Annotated in this window: 18 protein-coding genes; 14 read left to right on the top strand and 4 right to left on the bottom strand. The window is 68.2% G+C overall.

Annotated elements, in window-relative coordinates; all coding sequences use genetic code 11:
* Nucleotides 1-20: 20 nt before the first annotated feature.
* Complete coding sequence (locus tag ACIQU6_RS33810; RefSeq protein WP_403485559.1) at nt 21-1,358, top strand: chloride channel protein; 1,338 nt, start codon at nt 21-23, stop codon at nt 1,356-1,358.
* 483 nt (nt 1,359-1,841) lie between these two features.
* On the opposite strand, the gene ACIQU6_RS33805 is transcribed toward ACIQU6_RS33810, so the two are convergent.
* Nucleotides 1,842-2,765 carry an NAD-dependent epimerase/dehydratase family protein gene (locus ACIQU6_RS33805; protein WP_403485558.1) on the bottom strand — a complete coding sequence of 308 codons (924 nt, stop codon included), beginning with the start codon at nt 2,763-2,765 and terminating at the stop codon, nt 1,842-1,844.
* 396 nt (nt 2,766-3,161) lie between these two features.
* On the opposite strand from ACIQU6_RS33805, the gene ACIQU6_RS33800 reads away from it, so the two are divergent.
* From ACIQU6_RS33800 to ACIQU6_RS33750, 11 genes are all read left to right on the top strand, one after another.
* Nucleotides 3,162-10,394 carry an amino acid adenylation domain-containing protein gene (locus ACIQU6_RS33800; protein ID WP_403485557.1) on the top strand — a complete coding sequence of 2,411 codons (7,233 nt, stop codon included), beginning with the start codon at nt 3,162-3,164 and terminating at the stop codon, nt 10,392-10,394.
* Nucleotides 10,391-11,623 carry an FAD-dependent monooxygenase gene (locus ACIQU6_RS33795; protein WP_403485556.1) on the top strand — a complete coding sequence of 411 codons (1,233 nt, stop codon included), beginning with the start codon at nt 10,391-10,393 and terminating at the stop codon, nt 11,621-11,623. The genes ACIQU6_RS33800 and ACIQU6_RS33795 overlap by 4 nt, the downstream gene beginning before the upstream one ends.
* A 62-nt stretch (nt 11,624-11,685) precedes the next feature.
* Nucleotides 11,686-13,116, top strand: a complete 1,431-nt coding sequence (locus tag ACIQU6_RS33790) for a condensation domain-containing protein (RefSeq protein WP_403485555.1) — start codon at nt 11,686-11,688, stop codon at nt 13,114-13,116.
* A 170-nt stretch (nt 13,117-13,286) separates the two neighbouring features.
* Complete coding sequence (locus ACIQU6_RS33785; protein ID WP_403485583.1) at nt 13,287-14,216, top strand: SDR family oxidoreductase; 930 nt, start codon at nt 13,287-13,289, stop codon at nt 14,214-14,216.
* A gap of 94 nt (nt 14,217-14,310) precedes the next feature.
* Entirely contained in the window at nt 14,311-14,484 is a 174-nt protein-coding gene (locus tag ACIQU6_RS33780) for a hypothetical protein (RefSeq protein ID WP_403485554.1), read from the top strand.
* A 684-nt stretch (nt 14,485-15,168) separates the two neighbouring features.
* On the top strand, nt 15,169-15,753 hold the full coding sequence (locus ACIQU6_RS33775; RefSeq protein WP_403485553.1) for a hypothetical protein: 585 nt from the start codon (nt 15,169-15,171) through the stop codon (nt 15,751-15,753).
* 606 nt (nt 15,754-16,359) lie between these two features.
* Nucleotides 16,360-16,632, top strand: a complete 273-nt coding sequence (locus ACIQU6_RS33770; protein WP_403485552.1) for a hypothetical protein — start codon at nt 16,360-16,362, stop codon at nt 16,630-16,632.
* Nucleotides 16,616-17,974 carry a cytochrome P450 gene (locus tag ACIQU6_RS33765; RefSeq protein ID WP_403485551.1) on the top strand — a complete coding sequence of 453 codons (1,359 nt, stop codon included), beginning with the start codon at nt 16,616-16,618 and terminating at the stop codon, nt 17,972-17,974. Before ACIQU6_RS33770 ends, ACIQU6_RS33765 begins: the two co-directional genes overlap by 17 nt.
* Nucleotides 17,971-19,014: a hypothetical protein gene (locus ACIQU6_RS33760; RefSeq protein ID WP_403485550.1), complete on the top strand. Its 1,044-nt coding sequence runs from the start codon at nt 17,971-17,973 to the stop codon at nt 19,012-19,014. The genes ACIQU6_RS33765 and ACIQU6_RS33760 overlap by 4 nt, the downstream gene beginning before the upstream one ends.
* Nucleotides 19,015-19,396: 382 nt before the next feature.
* On the top strand, nt 19,397-20,722 hold the full coding sequence (locus tag ACIQU6_RS33755) for a hypothetical protein (protein WP_403485549.1): 1,326 nt from the start codon (nt 19,397-19,399) through the stop codon (nt 20,720-20,722).
* 176 nt (nt 20,723-20,898) lie between these two features.
* Nucleotides 20,899-22,398, top strand: coding sequence for a CoA transferase (locus ACIQU6_RS33750; protein ID WP_403485548.1), 1,500 nt, complete (start codon nt 20,899-20,901; stop codon nt 22,396-22,398).
* A 74-nt stretch (nt 22,399-22,472) separates the two neighbouring features.
* On the opposite strand, the gene ACIQU6_RS33745 is transcribed toward ACIQU6_RS33750, so the two are convergent.
* Nucleotides 22,473-22,805, bottom strand: a complete 333-nt coding sequence (locus ACIQU6_RS33745; protein ID WP_403485547.1) for a hypothetical protein — start codon at nt 22,803-22,805, stop codon at nt 22,473-22,475.
* Nucleotides 22,806-23,600: 795 nt separating this feature from the next.
* Here ACIQU6_RS33745 and ACIQU6_RS33740 point away from each other — a divergent pair.
* Complete coding sequence (locus tag ACIQU6_RS33740; protein WP_403485546.1) at nt 23,601-23,849, top strand: hypothetical protein; 249 nt, start codon at nt 23,601-23,603, stop codon at nt 23,847-23,849.
* Nucleotides 23,850-23,874: 25 nt separating this feature from the next.
* On the opposite strand, the gene ACIQU6_RS33735 is transcribed toward ACIQU6_RS33740, so the two are convergent.
* A complete protein-coding gene (locus ACIQU6_RS33735; protein ID WP_403485545.1) occupies nt 23,875-24,303 on the bottom strand; it encodes a hypothetical protein in 429 nt (142 codons plus the stop codon).
* A 493-nt stretch (nt 24,304-24,796) separates the two neighbouring features.
* On the bottom strand, nt 24,797-25,390 hold the full coding sequence (locus ACIQU6_RS33730; protein ID WP_403485544.1) for a hypothetical protein: 594 nt from the start codon (nt 25,388-25,390) through the stop codon (nt 24,797-24,799).
* A 91-nt stretch (nt 25,391-25,481) separates the two neighbouring features.
* Between ACIQU6_RS33730 and ACIQU6_RS33725 the strand changes: the two genes are divergently transcribed.
* On the top strand, nt 25,482-25,958 hold the full coding sequence (locus ACIQU6_RS33725; RefSeq protein WP_403485543.1) for a hypothetical protein: 477 nt from the start codon (nt 25,482-25,484) through the stop codon (nt 25,956-25,958).
* Nucleotides 25,959-26,201 lie beyond the last annotated feature (243 nt).

The following is a 26,201-nucleotide window of genomic DNA, read 5'->3' as shown; positions in this document are numbered from 1 at the left end:
CTTCCCGGGAAGGGCGAGCGATGGACGGCGGACAGGGCGATGGCCGGGGAAGAGACAAGCCCGGTGGCGCGGGGACGGTCGGGCAGCCGAATCTCGTCGCGCCGTCGGATGTTCCCGCACTGTCTGCACGGTTCTGGGCGCTGGTCGTGGCCACGGGGGTGCTGGCGGGGGTGGCGGGAGCCGCCCTGATGGTGGTGCTGCACACGGCAGCCCACCTCACGTATTCCTACCGGTCGGGAAGTTTCCTGACTGCCGTCGAGCAGGCTGGCGCGTTGCGCCGGGTGGTGGCCCTGGCCGTCGCGGGGGCGGTGGCCGGGATCGGCTGGTGGCTGTTGCGGTGGTGGACGGGGCCCGGCAGCTCGGAGGTGAGCACGGCGCTGTGGCGGAACGAAGGGCGCCTACCGCTACCGCGGAGCCTGGGCACTGCGGTCCTGTCCGTGGTGATCGTCGGCATGGGTGCGTCGCTGGGGCGTGAGGGAGCACCGCGGCTGGCCGGTGCGGCGTTGGCCTCCCGACTGTCTGACTGGGCCCGCATGGATACCGTGCACCGCCGACTGCTCGCCGCGTGCGGTGCCGGTGCCGGGATGGCGTGTGTGTACAACGTCCCGCTGGGTGGGGCACTGATGACGTTGGAGGCGATGCTCGGCGTCGTGTCACTGCGCCTGGCCATGCCTGCCTTGGCCGCCTGCTGTATTGCCACTGCGGTCTCCTGGACGGTGCTGCCCTCCGGACCCACCTACCAGTTGCCGACAGTGGAACTGTCCGTGTCGCTGACCGTGTTCGCGGTGCTGATCGGGCCCGTCGCCGGGCTCATCGCGGTCGGCTGGGTACGGATGGTCCGGATCGCGCACCGACACCGGCCTACGGGTTGGGGGCCGCTGGTCGCGCCGTTGCTGGTGTTCACCGTGGTCGGCTTGCTGGCTGTCCCCTATCCCGAACTGCTCGGCAATGGCAAGGACATCGTCCAGGACACCTTCACGGCGCAGGTCGCCGCCCCTCTTTTGGTGGCCCTGCTCTTTCTCAAACCGCTCGCAACAGCCGGGAGTTTGGGCAGTGGGGCCAGCGGGGGCCTGTTCACCCCCACCCTCGCCACCGGCGCCCTGCTCGGCTCCCTCGTGGGGCAGGGCTGGACGCAGGCATGGCCAGCCCCGGCCGCCGGCTTCGCGGTCATCGGCGCGGCCGCCGTCCTCGCCGCGGCCATGCAGGCCCCCATCGCCGCCGTCGTCCTGATGTTGGAACTCACCCGCACCATCGACGCCCTGATGGTTCCTCTGCTCTTCGCCGTCACCGGCGCCATACTCATCTCCCGGCGGCTCGACACTCCGTCCATCTACTCCGTGCGCCTCCCCGCCCAATGACATCCCCGCGCACGACCGTCCACACAGCGTGGAGACCAAGGGGCGGCGGGAACGAGCTGCGAGGGTTCGTGGCGCGGGAGACCTTCGGTGAAGTGACCGGCTTGGTCGCTCCGAACGCGTGGAACGTCCACCAAGGCGCCCCGGGCCCGCGCGGCCGCTATCGCGGCGTACTGCGAGCGGATAGGCAATCGGATGGTCCTCCCGCACTCGGCCCGGGGACGCCGAGAGTCCGCGATCTGGGCGGCGTAGGAGCCCATCGACGACCGAGCGCGGGCTGCTACGAAGGTGATGGTCACCGGGCCGTGCCATATCCCCGAGGAGGCATGGGGCCGTGGCGTGGCCCATCGCGGGCATGAGGTGCGCAGGCGTTGTGAGCGGACAGCGGGAATCCCCCACGCGCGGACACCTGGCAACGTCGCAGGGGAGTCTGCCGCCTCGCCGTCTGTGATGGATGCCGCGTTCAGAGGGCCCGGGTGCCTGCGGTCAGTGCTGGGTCCGGGCAAGGAAAGAGCGGTACCAGGCGAGGGTGTCGTCCAGGGTCGTGTCGAGGGCGATCGGCTTGATGCCGAAGGATTCCTGGATGGCGGTGGAGTCCATCACCTGTGGTTCGGTGTGCTGGTAGAACAGCTCGGCGTAGGAGCCCATGAATACCTCGTCGAACGGCCCGAAGGGGCGCGGCTCGCTCATGATGGTGGTCTTCAGGGGCTGTCCGACCTTCCGCTCGATCTGCTGGAAGATCTCGCGGGTGGTGAGGGCCGGGTCGGTGGGCAGGTGCCAGACACGGCCGTCGCCGTCGGGCTGTTCCCCCAGGGTGGCCAGGCCGGCGGCGACGTTGCGGATGTCGGTGTAGCTGTGCGGCAGGTCGATGTCGCCCAGGGCCAGTACCTCGGTTGCGGTCAGGGCTCCGGGGAAGACAGCGCCGCCCAGGGTGGAGTTGAGCACGCCGGGGCCGACGCAGTCCGCCGAGCGGCCGAGCACGACGCGGGCACGGCCCTCGCGGTGTGCGGCCAGGTACTGCTCGTCGAGGGCGGCTCGCATCCTGCCCTTGGCGCTGGTCGCGTTCCACGGGGTGTCCTCGGTCATGACCTGGCCGTGGGTTTCGCCGTAGGGGTAGAGGGTGTCGAGTACGACCAGGCGGGCGCCTTCGGTCTCGACCGCGCCGAGCACGGCGTACTGGATGCCCGGCATCACGTCGACCTGCAGGTGGTAGGCGACGTTGACGCAGTGGTACACGACGGCGGCGCCCTTGATGGCGGCCTGGGCGCCCTCGACGGTGCCGACGTCGCCCCGGACGCGTGTGACTCCGTCGGGGGTCGCGCCGGTCCCGGAGCGGTCGACGAGACGGACCGCGTGTCCCCGGCGGGCCAGCTCACCGGCGAGAGTCGAGCCGGCCGGCCCGGCACCCATCCTCCGGCGGCTTGGCCTTCCCCTCGAACAACTCGGCCACCTGCGCTCGTACTGCCTCACGGCGCCGGCTCCCCGCAGCCGACCGCCCGGGCCCCATCCGCGTACCTCACACGCAACGGAACAGGCCAACACCCCAGCAAATACCGGGGATTCACGAATAATCACGCTGATGAGCCGAAGACGGCAATACACAATTCAGCCGTCTCGGGAAGGGCCCAACGCCCCTAATTTTCGGCCGTTCGGCCCTGGCGGCGCGCGCCAGGGCCTGAAGAGGATGAACTGATCACGCTCAATGTGGAGTGGGCGGCGTGCCTGCCCAGTGTTCGCTGGCGAAGGTTCCCGCGCGCCCTTGGCAGCAACAGCTGCTCATTGCTGCCCGCTAGAAAGAAATACCCATTGCACTCCTTACGTCAGACACCGCTGACCGCCTATCAGCGGGATATCTGGGCGGCAAACGCGGTCCTCCCCGATTCGCCCCAGTTCAACTGCGTTCTCCAGGAACGGCTGGAGGGTGAAGCAGACCTCTCACGGCTCATCGGGAGCGTGCAGCGGATCCTGCACCGGCACGAGGCTTTCCGGCTCCGCTTCGACGAGCGCGAGGGAACGCCCTACCAGTGGGCCGACGAGGATCCGCTCGTCATCGGCGTCCATGACCTTTCCGGTGAGGCCGATCCAGCCGCGTCCTGCGCCCTTTGGATGGCGGACTCCCTGGCCCGCGCGATCCCGCTCAAGCGCGGGCCGATGGTCGAGGCCACCGTGCTGGTGGAGAGCCCGACCGTGACCCATCTCCACGTCAAGGCGCACCACCTCGTCGCCGACGGCTGGACCGTCAACCAGCTGAGCCGCCAGATTCTCGCCGACTACGGCCAGGCGGCGGATTGCCTGCCCGCTGGGTCCTCGTCGGGGTATCTGGACTTTGTTAGGGAAGAGGCTGGCTACCGCGCGTCGGTCGATTTCGAGCAGGACCGCGCCTTCCACCGTGCCGAACTCCACGACGTGGTACCGGTGTTGTTCGCGCGTCGCGCGAACAGCGGCGCCCGGCAACGCTCCCGATACTCCTTCACCGTCGATGGCGCGCTGGTGGACCGTATTCGGGCCGCGGGGCACTCGCCGTTCACCTATATCTCCGCAATGTTGGGTGTCTATCTCTCGCGAGTGCACCGCAGCGCGGAAGTGGTGCTCGGGGTACCATTCCTCAACCGGCAAAGCGACCAACACAAGGACGTCCTGGGCCAGTTCGCCAATACTCTGCCGTTGCGGGTCTCGGCATCCGGCGACCGGTCAGTCGGCGACCTGCTCAAGGGGGTTTCCGCCGACATCCGCCGCCTCCGGCGTCATGAACGGTTGCCGCTCGGCGACATCCTGCGAGACCTGCCCGCCTCGGTGAACTCCCGTCAGCTCTTCGACGTCACCGTCTCCTCTCTGCGCTACGCGCGTCCGCCAGCTGTGATGGGTATCCGCCGCACGACGGAGATGCTTGCGCCCACACACGACCAGGACGTGCTGGCTGTCTATATCCGGGCCTTCGACGACGTGCCGGACATCCACATCGACCTGGACTACGCCCACGACGTATTCGACGCGGACTTTTCCATCGAGTCGGCCGCAGCCCACCTCTCCTCGCTCCTCGCGCACGGCCTGGACCTGGCGGACCGGCCGGTGGCGGACGTGCCGATGCTGGCCGACGCCGAACGGGCAGAGCTCATCGGTGGTCGCTGCCAGGGTCCTGAGATGCCGTACTCCCAAGAGGCCACCATTCACGGACTGTTCGAGGCCCGTGTCGCCAGGCATCCCGACCAGAACGCCGTGCTTGCCCCCAACGGTGAGTCGCTGACCTACGCGGAACTCGACGCGCGCGCCAACCAGGTCGCGCGGGCCTTGCGTGAGCTCGGCGTGGAGCCCGGCGACCGGGTCGCCGTGCTCATGGAGCGAGGGCCCCAGATGTTGGTCGCGCTCTATGGCGTGTTGAAGTCGGGCGGCGCGTATGTGCCGGTGGCCCCGGAGTATCCGGCCGACCGCATCCGCTTCCTGCTGACGGACAGCAGGGCCAAGGTCGTGCTGACCGGGCCGGGCGCCCCCGATGTCGAGGTCGCGCCGGGCACACCCGTACGGCGTCTGGAGGACCTGGCTCGCGGTTCGACCGCCCCCCTCGAACCGCGTGCCACCTCCCGCGACCTGGCCTACGTCATCTACACCTCGGGGTCGACCGGCAAGCCCAAGGGGGTCATGGTCGAGCATCGTTCGGTGGTGAACCGCCTGGCATGGATGCAGCGCCGTTACCCCATCGCCGGCGGCGACGTCCTGCTCCAGAAGACCCCCGTCTCCTTCGACGTGTCGGTATGGGAGTTGTTCTGGTGGGCTGTCGATGGTGCGAGCCTCGCACTGCTGCCGGTCGGCGGTGAGAAGGATCCGCAGGAGATCCTGCGCACGATCCACGACCGCGCGGTCAGCGCCGTGCACTTCGTACCCTCGATGTTCGGCCCGTTCCTGGACCTGCTCCAGGACTCCCCCAAGCTGGCCGAGCGCGCTCGGTCGCTGCGGTTTGTCTTCTGCAGCGGTGAGGCGCTTCCTGCCTCCCGGGTCGAGCAGTTCAATCGGGTCTTCGCCACCGCCGGCCAGGCCGCTCCGAAGCTGGTGAACCTGTACGGGCCGACCGAGGCGACCGTCGACGTGTCGTACTTCGACTGTCCGGCCGATCCCGGGCATCCGGTGCGGCGGGTGCCGATCGGTCGCCCGGTGGAGAATACGCGGCTCTACGTCCTGGGCGCCGACGATCTGCCTCAACCCGTCGGCGTGCCAGGTGAGTTGTGTATAGGCGGCGTCCAGGTGGCCCGGGGATACCTGGAGCGGCCGGAGTTGACCGCGGAGAAGTTCACCGACGACCCCTTCGTCACCGGCGGGCGGCTGTACCGGACCGGTGACCTTGCGCGCTGGCTGGCCGACGGCACCCTGGAATACCTCGGCCGGATCGACGGCCAGGTCAAGATCCGTGGCAACCGTGTCGAGTTGGGCGAGGTTTCCGACGCGTTGGCTGCCGCTCCCGGAGTGCGCGACGCGGTCGTCGTGGACCAGCGCTCCGACACGCGTGGTGCCTACCTCGTGGGCTACTACGTCGCCGAGGACGGCGCCGGGACGGACGTCGAGGCAGGGGCGCTGCGGGCGTACCTCGGGCGCATGCTGCCGGAGTTCATGGTTCCCACGCAGTTCGTGCGCATCGACCGGATTCCGCTGACCCCCAATGGCAAGGCCGACCGTCGTGCCCTGCCCGCGCCTGACACCGTTGGCGGCGCCGCCGCGCGGGAACCGCGCGACGCGACCGAGGCAACGTTGGTGGACATCTGGTCACGGGTGCTGGAGCGGGAGTCGGTCGGGATCGATGACGACTACTTCGCGCTCGGTGGGGACTCGATTCTGATGCTCCGGGTGCGGGCCGAGGCGGAGAAGCATGGACTGCGGTTCTCCCTCACCGACCTGGTGCACAACCCGACCGTCGCCGCCCTCGCCGAGCGGGTGGAGACCGGCCCGATGGCCGAGGACGACAGCCTGGCTCCCCTCGGGCTGGTCTCGGGGGTGGACCGGGCGAGGCTGGAAGGCGCTGAGGACGCGTTTCCGGTCTCCCGGCTCCAGCTCGGACTGCTGTACCACAGCCGCCGGCACGAGATCTCGGCCGTCTACAAGGACGTCTTCCGCTACACCCTCCGGGTCGCCTGGGACGAGGGCGCCTTCCGGCAGGCGTTCACCCGTCTCGTCGCCCGGCACCCGGTGCTGCGTTCCTCCTTCGATCTGGCGGGCTTCTCGGAGCCGCTGCAGATCATCCACCCGACGGTTGACGGTGGCCTGGAGATCGTGGACCAGCGCGAGTGTGGGGTTGCCGATGCCGATGCCGAGGTGCACCGGCATATTGAGGAACGGCGTTACCACGCCTATGCGTTTGACCGGGCGCCGCTGTATCTGTTCCGGGTTCACGTTCGGCCCACCGCCATCGAGCTGGTGCTGAGTTTCCATCATGCGATCCTCGACGGCGGCAGCGTGGCGAACCTCGTCGGCGAACTGCTGCAGGACTACGCGCATGGGCTGGGCCTGCCTATCGGTCCGATACCCCACACGGTGCTTCCCTCGGCCGCGTACTACGTCCGCGAGGAGCAGCGCGCCCTCGACGATCCCGGGTCTCGTCGCTACTGGCAAGCCGAGTTGGCGGGCGCCGAACCGGTCCAGCTCGATGCGTTCCGCCCGCACCAGGCCCGTACGGCTACCGACGCCGCCCACGACACCAGCGGCCAGACGCTGGTACGCCGGGTCGAGCTGCCACAGGAGCTGGGGGCGCGGGTGCGCGGCTTCGCGCGGGATAACGCGCTGCCGGTGAAATCGGTGCTCTTCGCGGTGCACGCCCTCACGCTGCGGTTGCTGGCGGGCACACCTGACATCACCTCAGGGCTGGTCACCCACGGCCGTCCCGAGCGCGAGGGCGCCGAACGGATCGCGGGGCTGTTCCTCAACACCGTGCCGTTGCGGCTCAACACCGACCGAGACACGTGGCTCGACGTGGCTCGGGAGGCGTTCCGTCAGGAGCGCGCGAGCCACCCGCACCGGCGTTTCCCACTGAGCGCGATCCAGGAGGACCGTGGCAGTGCGACGGTGATCGAGACTGCGTTCAACTACGTGCACTTCCACCAGCTCACCGAGGTGTTGCGGCTGCCTGGCTTGGCACTGCTGGACTTCTCCACCTGGGAGGAGAGCAATTTCGTCCTGCTCGTCAACGCCATGACCGACCCGGCGGACGGCCGGATACAGCTGAAGATCGACTGTGACGGGCGCACCTTCAGCGCCGAGCAGGCTGATCTGTTCGCTCGGACGTATGTGGCGATCCTGCGGCGGATGCTGGAACAGCCCGATGCGGAAGTGGACTTCACGTTCCTCACCGAGGCGCCCGCCCTCGCCGGACCAAGTCCCGATGCCGAACTCGGCGTGGTGCAGCGGTTCGTGGAGCAGGCCGCCCGCACACCGGACGCTGTTGCCGTGGCGATGGGTGAGCGACGGTGGACGTACGCGCGGCTGGAGGCGGCCTCGGACTCGGTGGCTCGGCGGCTGCTCGCGCTCGGTGTCCCGGCCGAGGCTCGCATCGGTATCGCCATGGAGCGCTCTCCGGAGACGGTCGCCGCGATCGTCGGCACCATGAAAGCCGGGGCTGCGGTGGTGCCGTTGGACACCGGTTATCCGGTCGAGCGGCTGGCCTCGATGATCGAGCGGGCCGCGCCGTTCCGGGTTGTCGCCACCTCCGCGCACGCCCATCTGGTCGCCGACCGGTCGGTGTTGCTGCCCGCTGAGTCGCTGACCGAGGTGGCTCCGACCGAGGTGCCGCTCCCCCAGGTCGCCCCGGACTCCACCGCGTACGTCCTGTTCACCTCCGGCAGCACGGGGCAGCCGAAGGGGGTGGCGATGCCGCACCGGTCGCTGGCGAACCTCGTGGCCTGGCAGAACCGCGTGCCGAGCGGCGCCGTGGGCGCGACGACCCTGAGTTACGCCCCGTTGAGCTTTGACGTCTCCTTCCAGGAGACCTTCTCCACGCTGTGCTCCGGCGGCACGCTGCTGCTGGTTTCCGAGACCGAGCGACGCGATATGCCCGCTCTTCTACGGCTGCTGGATACAGAGCGGGTGGAACGGCTCTATCTGCCCTATGTCGCGCTCCAGCAACTCGCCGAGGCGGCCGACGCGCTGGACCTCGTACCCAGCGCGCTGCGGGTGCTGATCTCCTCCGGCGAACAACTGCGGGTCACCGACGAGATCCGTCGCCTGTGCTCCAGGCTGCCCGGCGTCATCCTGGAGAACCAGTACGGGCCGACCGAGACCCATGTGGCCGCGTACCACTCGATGGCCGGCGACCCGGCCGCCTTCCCGGCGCTGCCGCCGATCGGCCGGGCCGTGGACGGCGCCGAGGTGCATGTGCTGGACTCCCGCCTGCGGCCGGTGCCCACGGGAGTGCGGGGCGAGATCTACCTCGGTGGGGCGTGCCTGGCCCAGGGCTATGAGGGGCGGCCCGATCTCACCAAGGAGCGATTCCTTCCGCATCCGTTCGACGCGGAAGGCGAACGCCTGTACCGCACCGGCGACTTCGGGTTCGTCCTACCCTCAGGAGAGGTGGTGTGTCTGGGCCGGGCCGACGGGCAGGTGAAGGTGCGCGGCTTCCGGGTCGAGCCCGCCGAGGTGGAGTTGGCGATCACCAGCCTCGCCGATCCGTTTCCAGGCGTGCGGGAAGCCGCCGTGGTGGCGCGTAGGGGCGAGGGTGGTGACGTCTTCCTCGCCGCCTTCCTCGTCGGTGACCGCGAGGCGGTGGACAGCGGCGGGATCAAGCGGAAGTTGCGCGACAGGCTGCCCGACTACATGGTGCCCACGCACTTCACGTGGCTGGATGCCCTGCCGCTGACGCCCAGCGGCAAGCGTGACGACCGGGCACTGTGCAGCGTCCCCCTGGCCACAGTGGCGGGAGCGGCTTGTGCTGCTGCCCCGCGTGACGCGTACGAGCGCGTGCTGGTCGACGTCCTGGCCGATCTGCTCGGGGTGCCGTTGGTGGGCGTGCACGACAACATCTTCGACCTGGGCGGCACCTCGCTCACCGCGATGCGGCTGGTCGTGATCGTCGAGCAGCGGTTCGGTGTCAACGTGCCGCTCTCGGAGTTCATCGCGGCACCGACCGCCGCTGAACTCGCGGTCCGGCTACGCGGTGGGGCCGATGGCTCGGTACTCAAGGAGTTCAATCCCCTGGTACCGATCCGCCCCAAGGGCAGCCGGCCGCCGCTGTTCATGATCCACCCCATGGGCGGCAACGTGCTGTGCTACCTGCCCTTTGCCGGCCATCTCCCCGACGACCAGCCGCTGTACGCCCTCCAGGCGGCCGGTGCGGACCCGGGCAGCGAGCCGCTGCGCAGCGTCGAGGAGATCGCGACGAGCTACCTCACCGCCATCAGGCAGGTACAACCGCACGGTCCGTACACCATTGGCGGCTGGTCCTTCGGTGGTTTCGTGGCGTTCGAGGTGGCCCGGCAACTGCGCTCGGACGGTGAGGAGATAGCCAACCTGGTGCTGCTCGACACCACCGCTCTCGATGCGGGCGAGCGCACGCAGCACGGCGACGACGCGCTGCTGACGTGGTTCTTCTGGGAGTTGCTGTGGCTGGAGCGCGGCGGAGACTCTCCGATGGAGATCATTCCCGGCGATCTGGGCACGCTGGAGGAAAAGTTCACGTACATCGCGCGGTTCGCGGCCGACACGGGCGTGCTGCCGTCCGGCAGCTCCGGCGCCGTCGTCCGCCGCCTGTTCGGGGTGTACGAGGCCAACTGGAGGGCAACGCTTGCCTATCGGCCGCGGCCTGTGAACCTGGACCTCACCTTGATCCGCGCAATGGAGCCCCTGCCTCCGGTACTCGCCTCGATGCACGGCGCGGCCGGTAGTCAGCACCGCGACGCCAGCAACGGCTGGCGTCGGATGACCGAGGGCCGGGTCCGGATCGTCGAGGTGCCGGGCGACCATCTCACGATCATGGAGGAGCCGTGCGTGGGACGAGTAGCCCGGGAAGTCGCACAATTGGCCCGGGCCAACCGGACCGTTCCCACACGGGGAGAGTGGACATCGTGAAGCACAATCAGCGCACCGAGCACCAGGCAGACCAGAGTCACCCACCCCAGCGGCAGAGCCGGGGCCGCCGGCCCGCCAAAGCCATCGTCATCGGCGCGGGTATCGGCGGACTGACGGCCGCAATAGCACTGCGCCGGGTCGGTGTTGAGGTGGAGGTCTACGAGCGGGCATCCCAACTGGCAGCCAAGGGATCGGCCTTGTCGGTGATGAGCAACGCCATCTCGGCCTTGGACTCACTGGGCATCGACCTCGCCCTGGAACGGCGCGGACAGGTCGCCAACACCTTCACGATCATGGACAGCCGGGGCCGGCATATCCGCGAGCTGCCGATGCGCGAGGTCAGCGACGCCCTCGGAGTACCCAACGTGTGCATCAGTCGCGCCGATCTCCAGCAGGCGCTGCTGGAGGCGGCGGACGACTGCTCGATCACCTTGGGCGCGGCCGCCACCGGCTACACCAGCGACGTCGACGGGGTCGAGGTGGAGTTCGCGGACGGTCGCCAGGCACGCGGCGATCTGCTGATCGGTGCCGACGGCATCAACTCCGTGGTCCGCCACCAGCTCGTCGGTCCCGAGGAGGCCAAGGACAGCGGATACATCTGCTGGCTTGCCCTGACCTCCTTCTCCCATCCTCGGCTGCGCCCCGGCTACGTCGGCCACTACTGGGGCAACGGCCAGCGGTTCGGCCTCATCGACATCGGCCACGGTCGCTACTACTGGTGGGGCACGAAGAACATGCCCGCCGCTCGTTCGCACAGCTGGCAGGGCGGCAAGGACGAGGTCGTCAGTGCCTACTCCGGCTGGGCGGAGGAGGTACGCGAAGTGATCCGGGTGACGCCCCAGGACGCCATCCTCGGGGTGCCCTCGCGCGACCGGAGGTTCCTGGAGCGCTGGGGCGACGGCCCGGTGACTCTCCTCGGGGACGCCGCCCACCCCATGCTCACCACGCTGGGCCAGGGCGCGGCCATGGCCATCGAGGATGCCGTGGTGCTCGCCCGCACCCTCGCGGAAGGCGACGACAGTCTGCCGCTGCTGCTGCGCAGATACGAGGGCCGGCGCCGGGAACGTGCCCGAACGATGGTCGTGGCTTCGCGGTCGATGAGCGATCTGCAGCAAATGGAAGGCCCCAAGCGCCTGTTGGCGCGGGACGCGTACTTCCGGTTGGTGCCCAGGCGCGTACTGCTGCGCCAGCAGAAGGCGGCGCTGACCTTCCCCGGCATACCGGCATGACCTCCGGGGTGGGCCCGGCCCCTCGCCGGCTGGGCCCACCTCGGAACCGAGAAAGGCCCTCCATGACTTCGACATCCGCCGGATCCACCTCGGCCGCGGGCGCCCCCGCCCGGGACCAGAGCGTCCGGCCTCGGCTGCGGCGACCTCTCAGCCCTTTGGAACGCTGGTACTGGATCGCCGACCAGATCTCTCCGCTCAACGGCATCGCCCGGGCCCGGGTGCACGGCCTCCTGCCGGTGCAGGTGCTGCGACGCGCCCTGGACGTGCTGCAGGACCGCCACCCTCTGCTCCGAGTCGCCATCAGCAGCGAACCCGACGGCACACGAGCGGAGTTCGTACCCGTGGAGGGGCAGCCGGTCCCGTTGCGCCTGGCCGTCGCGGACGCCGAGGACCAGACCGCGTGGGAGCGGGAGGTCAACGAGCACGAATTGGTGACCGGAGTCGACTGGCGGACCGGACCGCTGTTGCGCGCTGTGGTGATCAGTCAGAGGACCGAGGAGTCCGCCACCCCGGATGACGCCCCCGCGCACGACCTGTTGCTGGTGGCATCGCACTGCGTCGCGGATGGCCTGACGTTGCTCTCGCTGCTGCGGCAGTGGATCGAGATCGCCGCCGAACTCCACGCCGGCCGGACCGTTTTGGCCCCTCCCTTCAGGGCGCTACCCGCGACCGAGGATCTCGTGCCTGAGCGGCATCGCGGCGTGGAGGGGTCCGCACGACTGGCGGCACTCATGCTGCGGGACACCCTCGCCTCCCGGCGGCTGCGTGCCCAACGGATCGTGCCGGGGCGGGCGGTACCCGCCGAGGAGCGTCGCACCCAGATGCTGCACCGTACGCTGACGGGCGCTCAGATGGAGTTGGTGACGCGGGCGTGCAAGCGGCAGGGCACCACCGTGCACGGGGCGTTGGCCGCGGCGTTGGTCACCGCCGTGGCCAAAGACGCGGGCACATGCTCACCGGCACACTTCTCCATCGGCAGCCCGGTCGACTTCCGATCCTCACTCAGCGGCGCGATATCCCGCGAGGAAGCCGGTAGTTATGCCGCCACGCTGCCGTCGTTGGTCGCGTACCGGCCAGGCCGCCCGCTGTGGCCGATGGCTCGATCGATCAGCAAGGACCTCGCCCGACGCCGAGCCCGCGGGGAACATCTCACGCTGGTCAAGTTGCTGGGCTCGGCCGGCCCCGCGTCCGTCGAGAACAGCGGCCCATTCGTGCGATTCATGGACGAGAAGGGGCCGATCAACCTGTGCCTGTCCAACGTGGGCCGGCACGACTTCCCCGCCCGCCTCGGACCCTGGGCGGTGAGTGACGCTCAACTCGTCGCGGGCATCTCGGTGACCGGTTCCATGGTGGCTACCGCGATCACCGCTCATGGCCAACTCGCCTGGAACTTCAGCTACGTCCCGGGCACGATTTCCCCGCTCCGCGCCCAGGGCCTAGCCGACGACTGCGTACGAACCGTACTCACGGCAGCCGCATCCGCCGCAGGCTGAACCGGCTACACGACATCGGCTCCTCGCATCCCTTCTCGCCACCGAACACCCCGAGGAGGACGAAATGCGATGGCGCCAGACACTCATCAGACACGGAGAAAACCTTGTTCCTACAGTCGAAGCCCCTCTTCACAGCTCAGCCTGTGACACCCGAAGGCCGGTCCGTGGTCATCACCGGCGCCTCCTCAGGTCTCGGCAGGGCGTGCGCCCTTCACCTGGCGCGGCTCGGCTTCCAGGTGTTCGCAGGAGTACGCAAGCAGGAGGACGGCGACACGTTAGCTGCCGAGGCCGACCACGGCCGACTGCACCCCGTCATCCTGGACGTCACCGACGAGGCGTCGGTCACCGCCGCGGCTACCCAGGTCTCTGAATCCGTCAGCGGCGTCTGGGCCGTCGTCAACAACGCGGGCAGTTGTCTGTCGGCCCCGTTGGAATCGGTTCGCCCCGAACAGCTGCGCCGCCAGTTGGATGTCAACGTCGTCGGCCCGCTCGCGGTTGCCCAGGCATTCCTGCCACAGCTGCGCCGCAGCGGCGGGCGTATCGTCAACGTCACCCCGGGGCTCGGCCAGGTGGCGCTACCGTACCTCGGCGCCTACGCCACCGGGCAGTTCGCCAAGGAGGGACTGAGCGACGCGTTCCGTCGCGAGCTTCGGCCAGAGGGCATTGACGTGATCCTGGTGCAGCCAGGCGCCATCGCGACACCCATCTGGGAGAAGGTCCAGGAAGCCGGCCAGGACGTGCTGGACGTGCTGCCCACCGAGGTGGCCGAGCGCTACCGTCCGTCCTTCGAGCGCTTCTTGAAGATGAATGAGCAGCGCGCCCAAGCCAGCCGAACGACGCCCGAACACTACGCCCGCACCATCGCCGAGGCGCTCACCGCGGCCCACCCCCGAACCCGCTACCGCGTCGGACCCGACGCAACCCTGGCCGCGGTGCTGGGCAGGGCCCTGCCGGACCGCATTCTCGACCAGGTCCTTGCCTCACTCACCGCGCAAGAGACCAAGGGAGGTTCGGGCCTGGTTGGGAAGGCCCACGGCAGTGGCCTCGGCTCCAGGCGGCCAGCTGGGCGCTCTTGGCGGCGCCGGGTGGCGGGCTCGTGATCACGTAGGTCCTCCCGATGGTCGGCTTGCCGGTGGACAGGTCACGTCGCCAGCGCACCACTTGCAGGGCTTGGCAGGCGCGGGGGTAGTCGAGGTGGACGAAAGCGGCGGGCTTCAGGCGGCGGATCTCGTCGTGGTGCTGTGCGCGGGTGCGGGCGTAGTGATCGAGGGTGATGTCCCGCCAGGGCAGGCGGCGCACGCGGTCGTGGATGCCGGGGTGGTTCCGCTTGGCAATGGCCAGGTAGTGGGCACCGTGTTCGTGAGGTAGGCGGCGTGTCGGAGTACGGCCTGTGGGGGGGGGACGATCCCTTGGACGACTGCGTGTTGGTCTTCGTGAGGGGCTTTGGCGACGCCGGTCAAGGGCGCGAGTCCGCTGGTCGCGAGCCGGTCGAGCCAGTCCGGTAGGGGTACGGCATCGTGGGCATCGAGCATGGTGGCGAACTGGCGGACCAGTTCGTGGGTGCGGTGGAGTTGTGAGCAGTGTCCCAGCAGTCGACGCAGGCGCTCTGCGGCCCCATGTACGCCCGCCCGACCTCGCACCATCGGACCGCAACGTCTCGGGGGCGAGTACTGAATCATGGCGTCCCCGGCCGCGGCTGGTTCGCCATCATCCGCTGATACGGCCCGGAAGAAGCTTCCTTCAACCACCCGTACAGGCTGGCGACTTTGGGATAGGCGTGGCCCACACAGCGGCGCCTGACCGACGAGGAAGCACACCTGACCGGGCCCGTGAGGAGTCGGACTCCCCTCCGTTGGTGGGCTGGGAGTTCACCCACACCCCTGGGTGAGTCCGAGTTCCGCCGGCGGCACCGACCGCGGAGACGCAGAGCCGTCTTTGCGGACGCGGGCCACATTCACCCTTTCGGAGTAGACACTTGGTTATCGGCTTGTTTTTCTTAATCTCCTTGTAAAAAAGGGGAGTTCGCTGATTCCTGCGAGGGAAGGACTTCCGATGTCTCGCCGTTTCATGCACCGCGTCACGCTCGCATCCGCCGCCGTAGTCGCATCTGTCGGTTCGCTGCTCGTCGCCCCTGGAGTGGGAGCGGCCGCTGCGGCTGACGCCCCCGTGATCGTCACCTCGGGCTGGTCCGGGCGGGCGCAGACCGCCTACGCGACCTGCCCGGCAGGCACCACCCTGGTGGGTGGTGGTTACGACTCCAAGCCAGTCCACCTCGGCAACGGAGCGAACGCTGACGCGGTCAACGCCAACGCCCCCTCCGCAGCCAAGCCCAACACCTGGGCCGTGCGCATGGACGACGGCACCGTCAACGCATTTGCCATGTGCAGCAAGGACTCCAACCAAGCACCCATCGTCGTCACGTCCGACTGGTCGGGCCCCGCCGGGACCGTGTACGCGACCTGTCCGCAGGGCACCACACTGTCCGGTGGCGGATACGACTCACAGCCGGTTCACACCGGCAACGGAGCCATCGCCGACGCCGTCAACGCCAACGCCCCCTCCTCGTGGAAGGCGAACACCTGGGCCGTCCGCATGGACGGCGGCAGGGCCAAGGCTTACGCCATGTGCACCAAGTAAAAGCAAGCAGGCAACGGCAGTTGCCGGCCTGACGCCCTGAAGGGTCCCTCTCTCGACCGGGGAGGGACCCTTTCGCGACAGGGACCCGGCCTTGACCGCCGGCATGACTAGGGCGCTTCTGACGGATCTCCGTGGAGGAAGGAACGGCGTCTGGTGCGAGCGATCGCAAGGCGCCGGGATGTCTTCATAGCGGAGCTATGGGGACATTTCGGCAACGCCGCAGGGGGTCCCCCGCGCCCTTAAGGCGTGGGGGAGTGCGTGCCAGACGCCGCGACGCCGCGGAGATCCGTCAGAAGCGCCCTAGCATCGTTCACCAAGAGCAGCGCGATGCCTGCCTGCCAAGGCTACCCATCGAGCCACAAACGCGAGCGTTCAACCCGTTCAACACCTGCGTCGCCGATACCTCTTGCCTTCGTCGCGTAACGGTGACGTACTGGTCACACCGCTCAATCAGCGGTTCGCCACACAGCGCTCCGGTGCGACGCAGCGAGTGCGGTGGCATGTAGTGGTGGTGTGTGCCTTCACGGGTTGCTGGTACCCGTGAAGGCGTACCCAGTAGACGCAGCCTGCGAAATCGCCGAAGCGTGGCTCGGCGGTGTCATCACTATGGGTGTGGCATCGGGCGCGTCCATTCCCAAGCCCCTCGTCAAACAGGCTCTTCAGCGGCTGGTACAGCACGGCTACGACGACGAGGTCGACATTGAGGTCGTCAAGGTCGCCGACGAGCACCAGCGCTCCGTCCTCCCACAGGGGCTGGGCATCGCCCTCGTCTGGAAAGTCGAGGTTCGTTCGACGGCATCACGCCGTTCCGAGGCTCCCGTGTGCCTCTCCACACCAGGACGGATTCGAGAGGAGTCCTACTGTGTACAGCACGAGTAGCGAGGGCAGCACCACCATCCCCATGACGCCTGGCGCACTTCCCTTTCTCGGGCACGGTCTGGCGCTCTTGCGCGATCCGCTGGGTTTCTTCGGCTCCTTGCCCGCCCACGGAGACCTGGTGCGTGTGTGCATCGGGCCGCTGACGACCGTGGTGGTGTGTGACCCGGAACTGACGCGGCGGGTCTTTCTGGACGATCGGACCTACGACAAGGGCGGCCCGTTCTACGACAGAGTGAGAGAGGTACTCGGCGACGGTGTAGCCACATGTCCCTATAGCCGGCACCGGCGCCAACGTCGACTGGTCCAACCCGCGTTCCACAGCGACCGCATACCGGGCTACGCGCGGGTGATGGGCGAGCAAATCGAGGCGGTCACGGGAGCCTGGCGAGCCGGCCAAGTCATCGACGCCCGTGCAGAGATGATGAAACTGACGGCGCGGGTCACCCTGGCCACCATCTTCTCCGACTCGATGCCACCCCAGGCACTACACCAGGCGGTCGATGATCTCGTCACGGTACTCAACGGCATCTATCTGCGCATGATCACCCCGCCCCCGCTGGACCGGATTCCCACCCCGACCTTCCGCCGATACCGCCAGGCAATCCACCGCCTGCGCAGCTCCATCGGCCAGATCATCTCCGAGCGGCGAGCCAACAGCGGCGATGACCACGGAGACCTGCTGTCCGCGCTGCTGGCCGCGCGTGACCTTGAGACCGGGCAAGGGCTATCGGACGAGGAAGTCAGCGATCAGGCTGTCACGTTCTTCGTGGGCGGGACGGAAACCACGGCAACCGCACTCGCCTGGTCCCTCTATCTCCTGGGCCAACACCCCGATGTGGCGAAGCGCGTGCGAGCCGAAGTGGATGCCGTGGCGCCAGCAGGAGCAGTGGTCTACGACGACCTGCCTCGGCTGAGTCTGGTGAAGAACATCCTGAACGAGGCATTGCGCATGTGGCCGCCCGTCGGCTGGGTGGCCAGCCGAACGGTCGCTCGTGACACATGGCTTGGCCAGCATGCCATCCCGGCGAGAACAGCGGTGATCTGCAGCCTGTATCTACTCCACCGTCGTCCCGACCTGCACCCTGCCCCTGAAATGTTCGATCCCGATCGGTGGCAGAGTCACCCCCGATCCCGCGCCTCGTTCATGCCCTTTGCAGCAGGAGCACGCAAGTGCATTGGCGACACCTTCGCCATGGCGGAGGCGGCCCTTGCCCTGGCGACCATCGCCGGCCGCTGGCACGTCGAGCCCATGCCCGGCAACCACGTCCGCCCCCGCCCTCGCGCCAGTCTCACCCCCCAAGGACTGCGGATGCGCACGGTAGCCAGGAAGACCAGCGCATGACGACCAAAGTGCACGTCCCCTTCCCCTGCGCCGAAAACCCGCACCTCGACGCAGTGCGCGAAGACAACATCGCGTGGATGCTCTCGCATGGGCTGTTCGACTCCGACACGTCGCTCGACCGCTACCGGGAGAGCAACTTCCCCGAGCTGTACTGCTACGTCTATCCACACGCAGCGCGCGAGGAGATCAAACTCCTCGTCGACTTCGAGACGTTCATGTTCCTCTACGACGACCAGTTCGCCGGACACCAAGGAGAGTCCCTGGACCGGCCCATGGAGGCCATGGGGGAATTCATGGCAATCATGTACTCCACTCCCGGTGGTCGTCCCTCCTCAAGGAGCAGGCTGGGAAGCGCTTTCGTGGATGTCCTGGCTCGCATGCTCGACGGCATGTCCCCGAGCTGGCAGCGGCAGTTCTTCTGGAGCTGCCAGAGGTTCTACGCCAGCTACCTCCACGAGGCAGAGAACCGGCTCCGCAAGGACGAACCCCTCCGGCTGGCCCTCTACCTCAAGCAGCGCCAGTGGGCGCTCGGCGTGGAGCCCTCCATCGACGCCATCGAACGAGGCGGCCGATTCGAGATCCCACCACACATGCGCTCCGACCCACGCCTTCTCGGCCTGAGAGAGGAAGTGAACTACTTCATCGCCCTGGCCAACGACATCGACTCGCTCGCCAAGGAAGAATTCACAGGCGACATCAACAACTCCGTTCTCCTCCTCGAACACAACGAAGGCATGCCGCGCAAGAGGGCCATCGAAGAGGTGTCACATCAAGCCCAGGACGCCATCAGACGGTTCGAGCAGCGCAGCGCGGTCCTGCTCGCGTCGCACCCGTACACGAGCCTCTCGGTGACGGACCAGACCAACGTCGTCCGCTACGTCACGGGACTTCGGCACTGGATCGCGGGCTATTACCGATGGACCAAACAGACAGGCCGTTACGCCCCGGCCAGCGCCGAGCGCGAGGCCATGCCGTGGAGCCCCCATGAACTACTACGCGTCACACCGACCCGCAGGATCAATGGCAATCATGTTTCCTGAGTTGCTTAAACGGGTGGACGTCTGACGCTCCCTCATGAAGTGGCCTGGGGTCTCAAGCGACGGCTTCGAGCGCGTGTACCGTCTTCAGCCCGCCTGAGTGAACTTGCCTGGAATTCATGATGAGTTGTTGTGGTGGGTGTATTCGGTGGCGTGTGAGGAATGCGAATGGGGGCGGGCTGACGCTGAGGGACGCCTGCGCCGGAAGGCGGTGGGATGCAGTCGGCAGAGCTGTTGAGCAGAGGGGCAAGCCGTCGTACGACCTGGACCGCGCGCCCGCGTCCCGGGACATGCGGAGGAATGACGGAACGTTCGCCTGCGCCTGATGGCCACAGCAGGCAGCAACGGCCAGCGTCTTGGGGTGAGCCTCATCGGAGAGTCACGTATGGATAGTCCTGGAATCCGACGGATCCTTGCTGGTGTCCACGAGCCGGGAGTGATCGACCTGGCGGAGAAGGAGACGTTGCTGGCGGTCGCCGGGCACTTCGAGGAATACGCGCGGAGCATCCTGGACGCCCTCGCCACCCTCCCCCAGGTTGCGGAGGTGCCCTCGATCCGGCGCGGCCTCCTGGAGCGCAAGGGCATCCTGCGCGGGTACAACCGCCCGCTCGACGGGCAGTGGAGTGCACCGGGCTCGGTCAGCACCGAGCCGATGCTCGGCGTCGTCACGGGCCGGCGGACGCTGGAACGCGACTACCAGGCGGACATCCCGCCGTACTGGTCGAGGCGTAGCCCCCTGCTGCGGACCTCTCGCATCTTCTGGTACAGCGACTACGTCTACATGGTCACGTCCGTTCCGACGGCGTTGCGGGACTGGACGGACCTGGCGTGGATCATGGCGTCCGGATTCGAGTTGGGCGTGGTGCTGGACTACTGGGAGAAGCTGCGGTTCAACGACTCGGCCGTGAAGCAGGCATGGCGGGACGTCACAGACAGCGTCCAAGTCGCGGGCCGCATCGGTCGGTTGGATGTGCTCTGGCACTGCGTCTTCGGCGGTCTGCTCGCCTACGCGAACCACTGCGGCGAGTTCGAGAACCGCAGCATTCTGGAGCTGCGCTGCTTCGAGGTGGGTGGTTACGCGGTGGGCCGGGCCATCGTCGACGACCACAAGGACGCGATGCTGCTCGGCCTGGTGGTCGGGATCGGTCACGACCTTCTGGAGTCGGGCACCGACATCACCAATCGGGAGGAGCACAACCTGTGGGTCTCGCTCACGGACGGGTGCTGCTGCCCGGAGTGTCTGGGGGCGTTGGAGGACTGGCTTGTGAAGTGGCTGTCCACCTCCCCGTCGACTGCGGGGCACCTGACGGCGTGGAGCTTCGCCGGCTACTTCTGCTGCACGTGGCTCAGCGAGCGGCACGGCGTCACCGCCCCGACCACCACCGAGGTACCGGACACCAGCCGCTGTCGCGGTGCCGTTCTGCTGCGGCAGGTCCTCGCGGCAGCCGATTCAGCCGGTGCCAGGCAGGTCGACATCGTCGAGCGTTCCGTGTGTGGACTGCACGTCGCGCAGGCGATGCCCGCCGCCCTGCCCGAGCGCCGGGCGCTGCACGACCAGCTCACCCGCGACATGATCGGCTCGGACGGCCTGTACTGCGGCTGCCTGAGCCAGACGTTCATCGACCAGCTCAGGACCCGGGGCCTCCGCTCGATCATCGCTCCGTGGATCCGGGAGGTCACACCCGCGTCCGGCCACCGCGTGAACCGGTAGCCGGCGACTTCACGCATGTCCGCTAAGAGGAGTTACGCCCTTGCAGAAAAGTTAGATGCAATCTACACTAAAACTAGTTGCAAATTACATCTAGACACGCCAAGACACCTTGCGCGGGTCGCCCGTCAGCCCACCGGCTCGGCCTCACCGCCCGCGCCACACCAGGGAGCCGACCGATGACCACAGCGGACGCCCGCCGCCTCACCCAGCGCATCGAAGCCGCCGTCGCCACCCCCGCGACCGACGACGCCTTCGACATCCACGCCGCGTTCACCGAGGTGCTGGACGGCATCGGCATGAGCCCGCAGGACACCGGCGGCACCGTCACCTTCCAGGGCGCAGACCCCGTCGTCCCGAGCACCCTGCGGCTGGGCGCAGCGGCCGCCATCGCACTGGCCGCAAAGTCCGCCGCGGTCGCCAAGCTGTGGCGACTGCGCGGCGGCCCGGGCCAGGACATCGCCGTCGACCTGCGCACCACACCCCACCGCCTGTGCCCGTTCTACGACCGCAAGTGGGAGCTGCTCAACGGCTATCCGGGAAGCTCCGGCAAGGAGAACCAGGCACTCGGCTTCTCCTTCTACCCCACCGCCGACGGCCGCTGGATGATGCCGCTCAACCCCTACCCCGGCATCAAGGACACCGCCATGAAGCTGCTCGGCACCCCGAACGACCCCGAGGCGGTCGCCGCGGCGATCGCCCAGTGGAAGGGCACCGACCTCGAACAGGCCGCCGCCGAGGCCGGCACCGTGCTCCCGATGCTGCGCTCCCCACTGGAGATCCTCGACGAGCCGCAGTACCGCGACCACCTCGCCCAACTCCCGCTGATCCAGATCGAGAAGATCGGCGACAGCCCCGCCGAGCCACTGCCCGCCGAGGGCGACCAACCGCTGTCCGGCATCCGGGCGCTGGGCATGGGCCACGTCATCGCCGGCGCCGGCTCGGGCCGCGCGCTCGCCCTGCACGGCGCGGACGTGCTCAACATCTGGCGCCCGGGCGAGATCGAACGGACCACCCCCTACCTCAGCGCCAACGTCGGCGTCCGCTCCGCCACCGTCGACCCGCGATCGACCGACGGCGCGGCCCGCATCCGCCAACTCCTCACCACCGCAGACGTGTTCTACGCCAACCGCCGCCCCGGCTACCTCGACAGCATCGGCCTGAGCCCCGAGCAGGCCGCCGAGATCCGCCCCGGCATCATCCACGCCACCGCAACCCTCAACGGCCCCACCGGCCCCTGGGCGGACCGGGTCGGCTTCGACCAGACCGCCGGCAGCCTCGTCGGCATGATGCACCTCGAAGGCGACGGCGAACGCCCCGGCCTGCCGCCGATCCTGGTCGTCAACGACTACATCGTCTCCTGGCTGATGGCCGCCGGCATCGGCGAAGCCCTGGCCCGCCGCGCCCGCGACGGCGGCAGCTACCGCGTCCACGTCTCCCTGACCCGCGCCGCCCTGTGGATCCTCAGCCTCGGCATCTTCGACAAGACCTACGCGACGGAGACCGCCGGCACCGGCGAGGAGCACGCCTACCTCGACCCCGAAACCTTCACCGCCGAGACTCCGCTCGGCCACTACCAAGGCGTCACCGACCAGGTGCGGATGTCCCAGACCCCCGGCCACTACCCGTTCGCCCTCGTCCCCCGCGGCTCCTGCCGCCCGGAGTGGCTCACGTCCTGAGCCACAGGCCCGCACGACAGTACGGGCGCACCTTCCCAAAGTGGTAGGTGCGCCCGCGTAGTTGGAGTTCGGAGTTACCTGTCGTCACTGGCCACAGCGGGGGTGGGTCGGGCCAGGCGGTAGGTGCGGGGGCAGCTGGTGGCCTCCTCGGCGATTCCGGTCGCGGTGAGCTTGGTCAGGACGTTGGCGATGGCGCCCGAGGAACTTTCGATGATGCGGCTGAGGCGGGTGGCCGTGAAGGCTTCGTCGGGGTGTGCCTGGAGGTGGTCGATGACCATCTGTCGCAGTACGCCCGGCACGAGGCGGCCCGTCCAGGTGGCCGCAGCGGACGTTGTCGGCGGCTCGGCATCCCCCGGCCTCGCGGTGAGGGGCTCCGAGCTGCTCTCGTGCTCCGGGCTGTTGCTCAAGTCGTTGTCACCCTCGTACTTTGGGGCTCCCAACGTCTCGCCCTCAGGCCCCAGGGGCTCAGAGGGCGCCGGAGTCGAGTCGTCAGAGGAGACCTCCTCCCGGCTGCAGACTTCGCTGCTCGATGTTGGAAGGTCAAAGCGGAACAAGCTCAGGACCGAGCACGGTCACGAACCACATGGGCGCCAGGGCGCGTCACGGACCGCTTCGGCCAAGGGCCCGCGCGGCAGCCAGTTCAGCCTCTTCACCCTGTCGGGGTGGTAGCCGCAATCCCACTGGGTGACGGCACCCCATGGCCGGCCACCGGTCTGTGTCACCGGCGCGTGGGCAGATTCGTGGACGAGCGGCCAGGACACCGAATGTCGACAACGTTCACGAGAAACAGCAGCCCCCAGGTGCATGGTCTTTGTCCTGCGCCGCCCGACGGAACTGTGCGACGAACTGGCGGGCAGGAACACGAGCAGGGCTGATCCGGAAGGACCTGGCTTCGGGGCGCTGATCAGCCGTTGCACGACTCGCTGCTGAGAGGAGTGGGCAGGCGAGCAGGGTGCCGAGCAGAGACGCGGCGAGTGGTCAGGGACGAGCGCAGCGCGCCGCGGAAGCGGCGCCGTAGACACCTCCTTGTGAATCTCTGTGTCTCCCGGCGGTGTTGGTGGGCGTCGACGTGTCGTGGCGAGGTGACGCGGGAGGTCCTCCTTACCGTTGGGAGCTCCCGCAATCCCTGCTCTTCCAGCGCCTGGCCGTGGTGGTGCACCACGGCGGCGCGCGGGCACGGCCGCCGCGGGCTGCGAGTCGAAGTGCCCGCCGTACCGCTGCCGTTCACCGCAGACCAGCCTTTCTCGGCCGGGCACCTGACCGTGCTGGGCACCGCCACCGCGCCCCTCTCCGTCACCAAGCTCACTGAGAAGCGGTTGGTGAAGGCGATCCGCGATCCGCGACGTCGTGCGCGCCCCGGGCTGTGGGAGAACGCCGTCGGCGCCACCCGCCGCGTGGCTGCGGAGGGCGGCGCCGTCGGTGTCGTACGGGCGGTGCGTGGGGCGGTCTGAGCGGTGTGACCCGGACCGCCGTCGCTCAGATCTTCGCGAACTTCTCCGCGTCGGCGTAGACGGCGTTCGTCGCGTCGAGCGTCTTGACGACGACCGTCACCTTCTCGCCCTTGTGGAAGACGGCCCCCGCCTTCGGGGTCAGCTTCACCTCCGCGACATGGGAGCCGAAGTCGCAGGTCACCTCGCCGCTGGCGAGAGTGCCGGTGGCGACGGCCTTCTTGTTGGCCGTGCTGGTGGCCACGCCCTCGATGCGCAGGGTCTCGCCGGTGTCGCAGGAGTACGTGACATCGACGGTGATCATCGGCTTGGGTTGGGCCGCGTACTCGGCGCCGTCGATGGCGATGAGGTTGGCCTTGGCCGAGGCCGGAGCGGCCATGGCCACCGCGCCGACGGCCAAGAGGGCGGTGGCGACCGCGGTGCCGCCGAAGCGGGCGCGCAGACGGGACGGCTTCATGGATATTCCCCCTGAGGTGTGCTGTGTGAGGTACGCGCTGCCCTGCCGGTTCACAGGAACCGCACAGGAGCAATGCGTATAGATCATTACAGACGACAATGATCTCCGTCCAGGAGATATCTCCCTACACATACGACACTTCGATGCCCCGCAGGCACCGTCCTCGCCCATGCCCAACACCGCAACCGACGTACCGTCAGCACCGCGCCCCGGAGACCGTTCTCCCTGCCCATCAGAGGTCCCTTTCTCAACAGGTGCCCACCTGATTCACGACACGACGTTGCTCACCTCTGGGAGGGACAGTGGAGGGACGGCGAGAGCGGCGGGCACCCCATAAGCCCGCCACGGTACCCAAGGAGGCGTGAAAGCTTCGGCCCTCCGGAAGGCCTGAGACCGTCGCGAGGTCGTCGGCACAGCCGAAACCCGGGAGGGAGCAGCGGAGTTCACCGTCGACCTTCTCTGCACCAACGGCAGGAGTACGGGAAGCCAACTGCTACGCGGTGGGCGTGGTCGCCGGGGGAAGAACCTCAAGGACGACAGCCGTTCCGGCAACGGTTCGATCTTCGTGCATGGCGATCACTTGGCCGGGCTGAAGGTACTGCCACTGCAAGGGGTCAAGGGGGGCGAGTCGCACCGAGGATCGCTCGCCCGGCCCCAGGAAGGGCGTGAACTCCACCCAGAGCGCGGCGATGTTCAGGGTCGGTTCGCCGGTCGGGGTTCGGTTTCCGATGTTCCACATCGGTCGCAGGACGCCGGCTCCGGAGAATGGCGTCTGCCGACGATTCTCGCTGGCTGGCCGGAGGGTGAGGTCGGCTCGGATGATGCCGTTGCGGGTTTCGTAGCAGCGCCAACGGCACCAGGCGGCGCTCTTCTCCAGTCGCATGTGCTCGGCCGCTGTGGCCAGGGCCTCCCAGGAGCTGAGTGGGAGCGGGCGGACGTCGCCGAGTTCCTCCAGCAGCCCGAGGGCCACTTCCCACTCGTCGTGGGTGAGGTAGTCCCAGACGTCGTTGACCGTGATGTCGTTCTCCGTGGCGATCTCTTCGGGGGCCAGCAGGGAGGCGGCTTCCAGGAGCCTGGGGACGTCCATGCCCTGATTCTGGACCACGGCGTTCTGACTGCGGCCGGGGGTGCCCGATGACGAGCATCGAGCAGATCGCGACGCTCGCAACGCTCCGGCGGTGCGGGCAGTGCTCACCGTCGGCCACAACCTTGCCGATCACACCTTCGGTCAGACGGACCGTCAGGCCGCTGGAAAGGCAGCGCCGTCGGCAGCCGAGGCCGCCGACGCCGTGAGCCCGTGGCAAGGCCGAGGTGCGTGCTTGGCTCACTTCGCCCAGTACCACCTGGTCATGACCGTGATGGTCGCCGTGGCCCGGGCGATGCTGCCGCTCCCTCTGTCCTGGGCCGGGCTGGCAGCTGGGTTCGCCTTCTCGGCAGGGCCCCATGCGTTCTTTGATCGCCGCTGGCCGGTGCACTGGCTCCTGGAGCGCACCGGCGCGACGAAGTTCGCCGGATGGCATTGCATGCGACTAGCGACAGCAGATGTCGATGGCGGCGAGCAGCACCCCGTTCTGCGTGAAGCCGATGTCAACGAGTTCCGACAGTGCTTCCGTCGGCCGCTCTCGGCCCGGGCGCGTGTGGATCTTCCTCGATAGGTGCGCCTCGACGTGAGGGACGTCCATCGGCCGTGAGTGTGAGGGCGTCATGGCGAAGAAACCCGCTGCCAACAGGGCACCGCAACTTCCGTGCTTTGACTTGCCGCCCAGGAAAGTACGCGCTACTTTCTCCTCAGGAAAGTATTCGCCCAAGGAGGAAAAGCATGGATGCGCCCAGCCCCGCCGAGGCCCGCGATGCCCTGGCTCGGGTCCGCCAAGTCCGCCTCAACACCACCGACTCGC

The organism is Streptomyces sp. NPDC090442, assembly GCF_044769405.1.
GTDB lineage: Bacteria > Actinomycetota > Actinomycetes > Streptomycetales > Streptomycetaceae > Streptomyces.
This window is presented reverse-complemented; position numbering and strand designations above follow the sequence as displayed.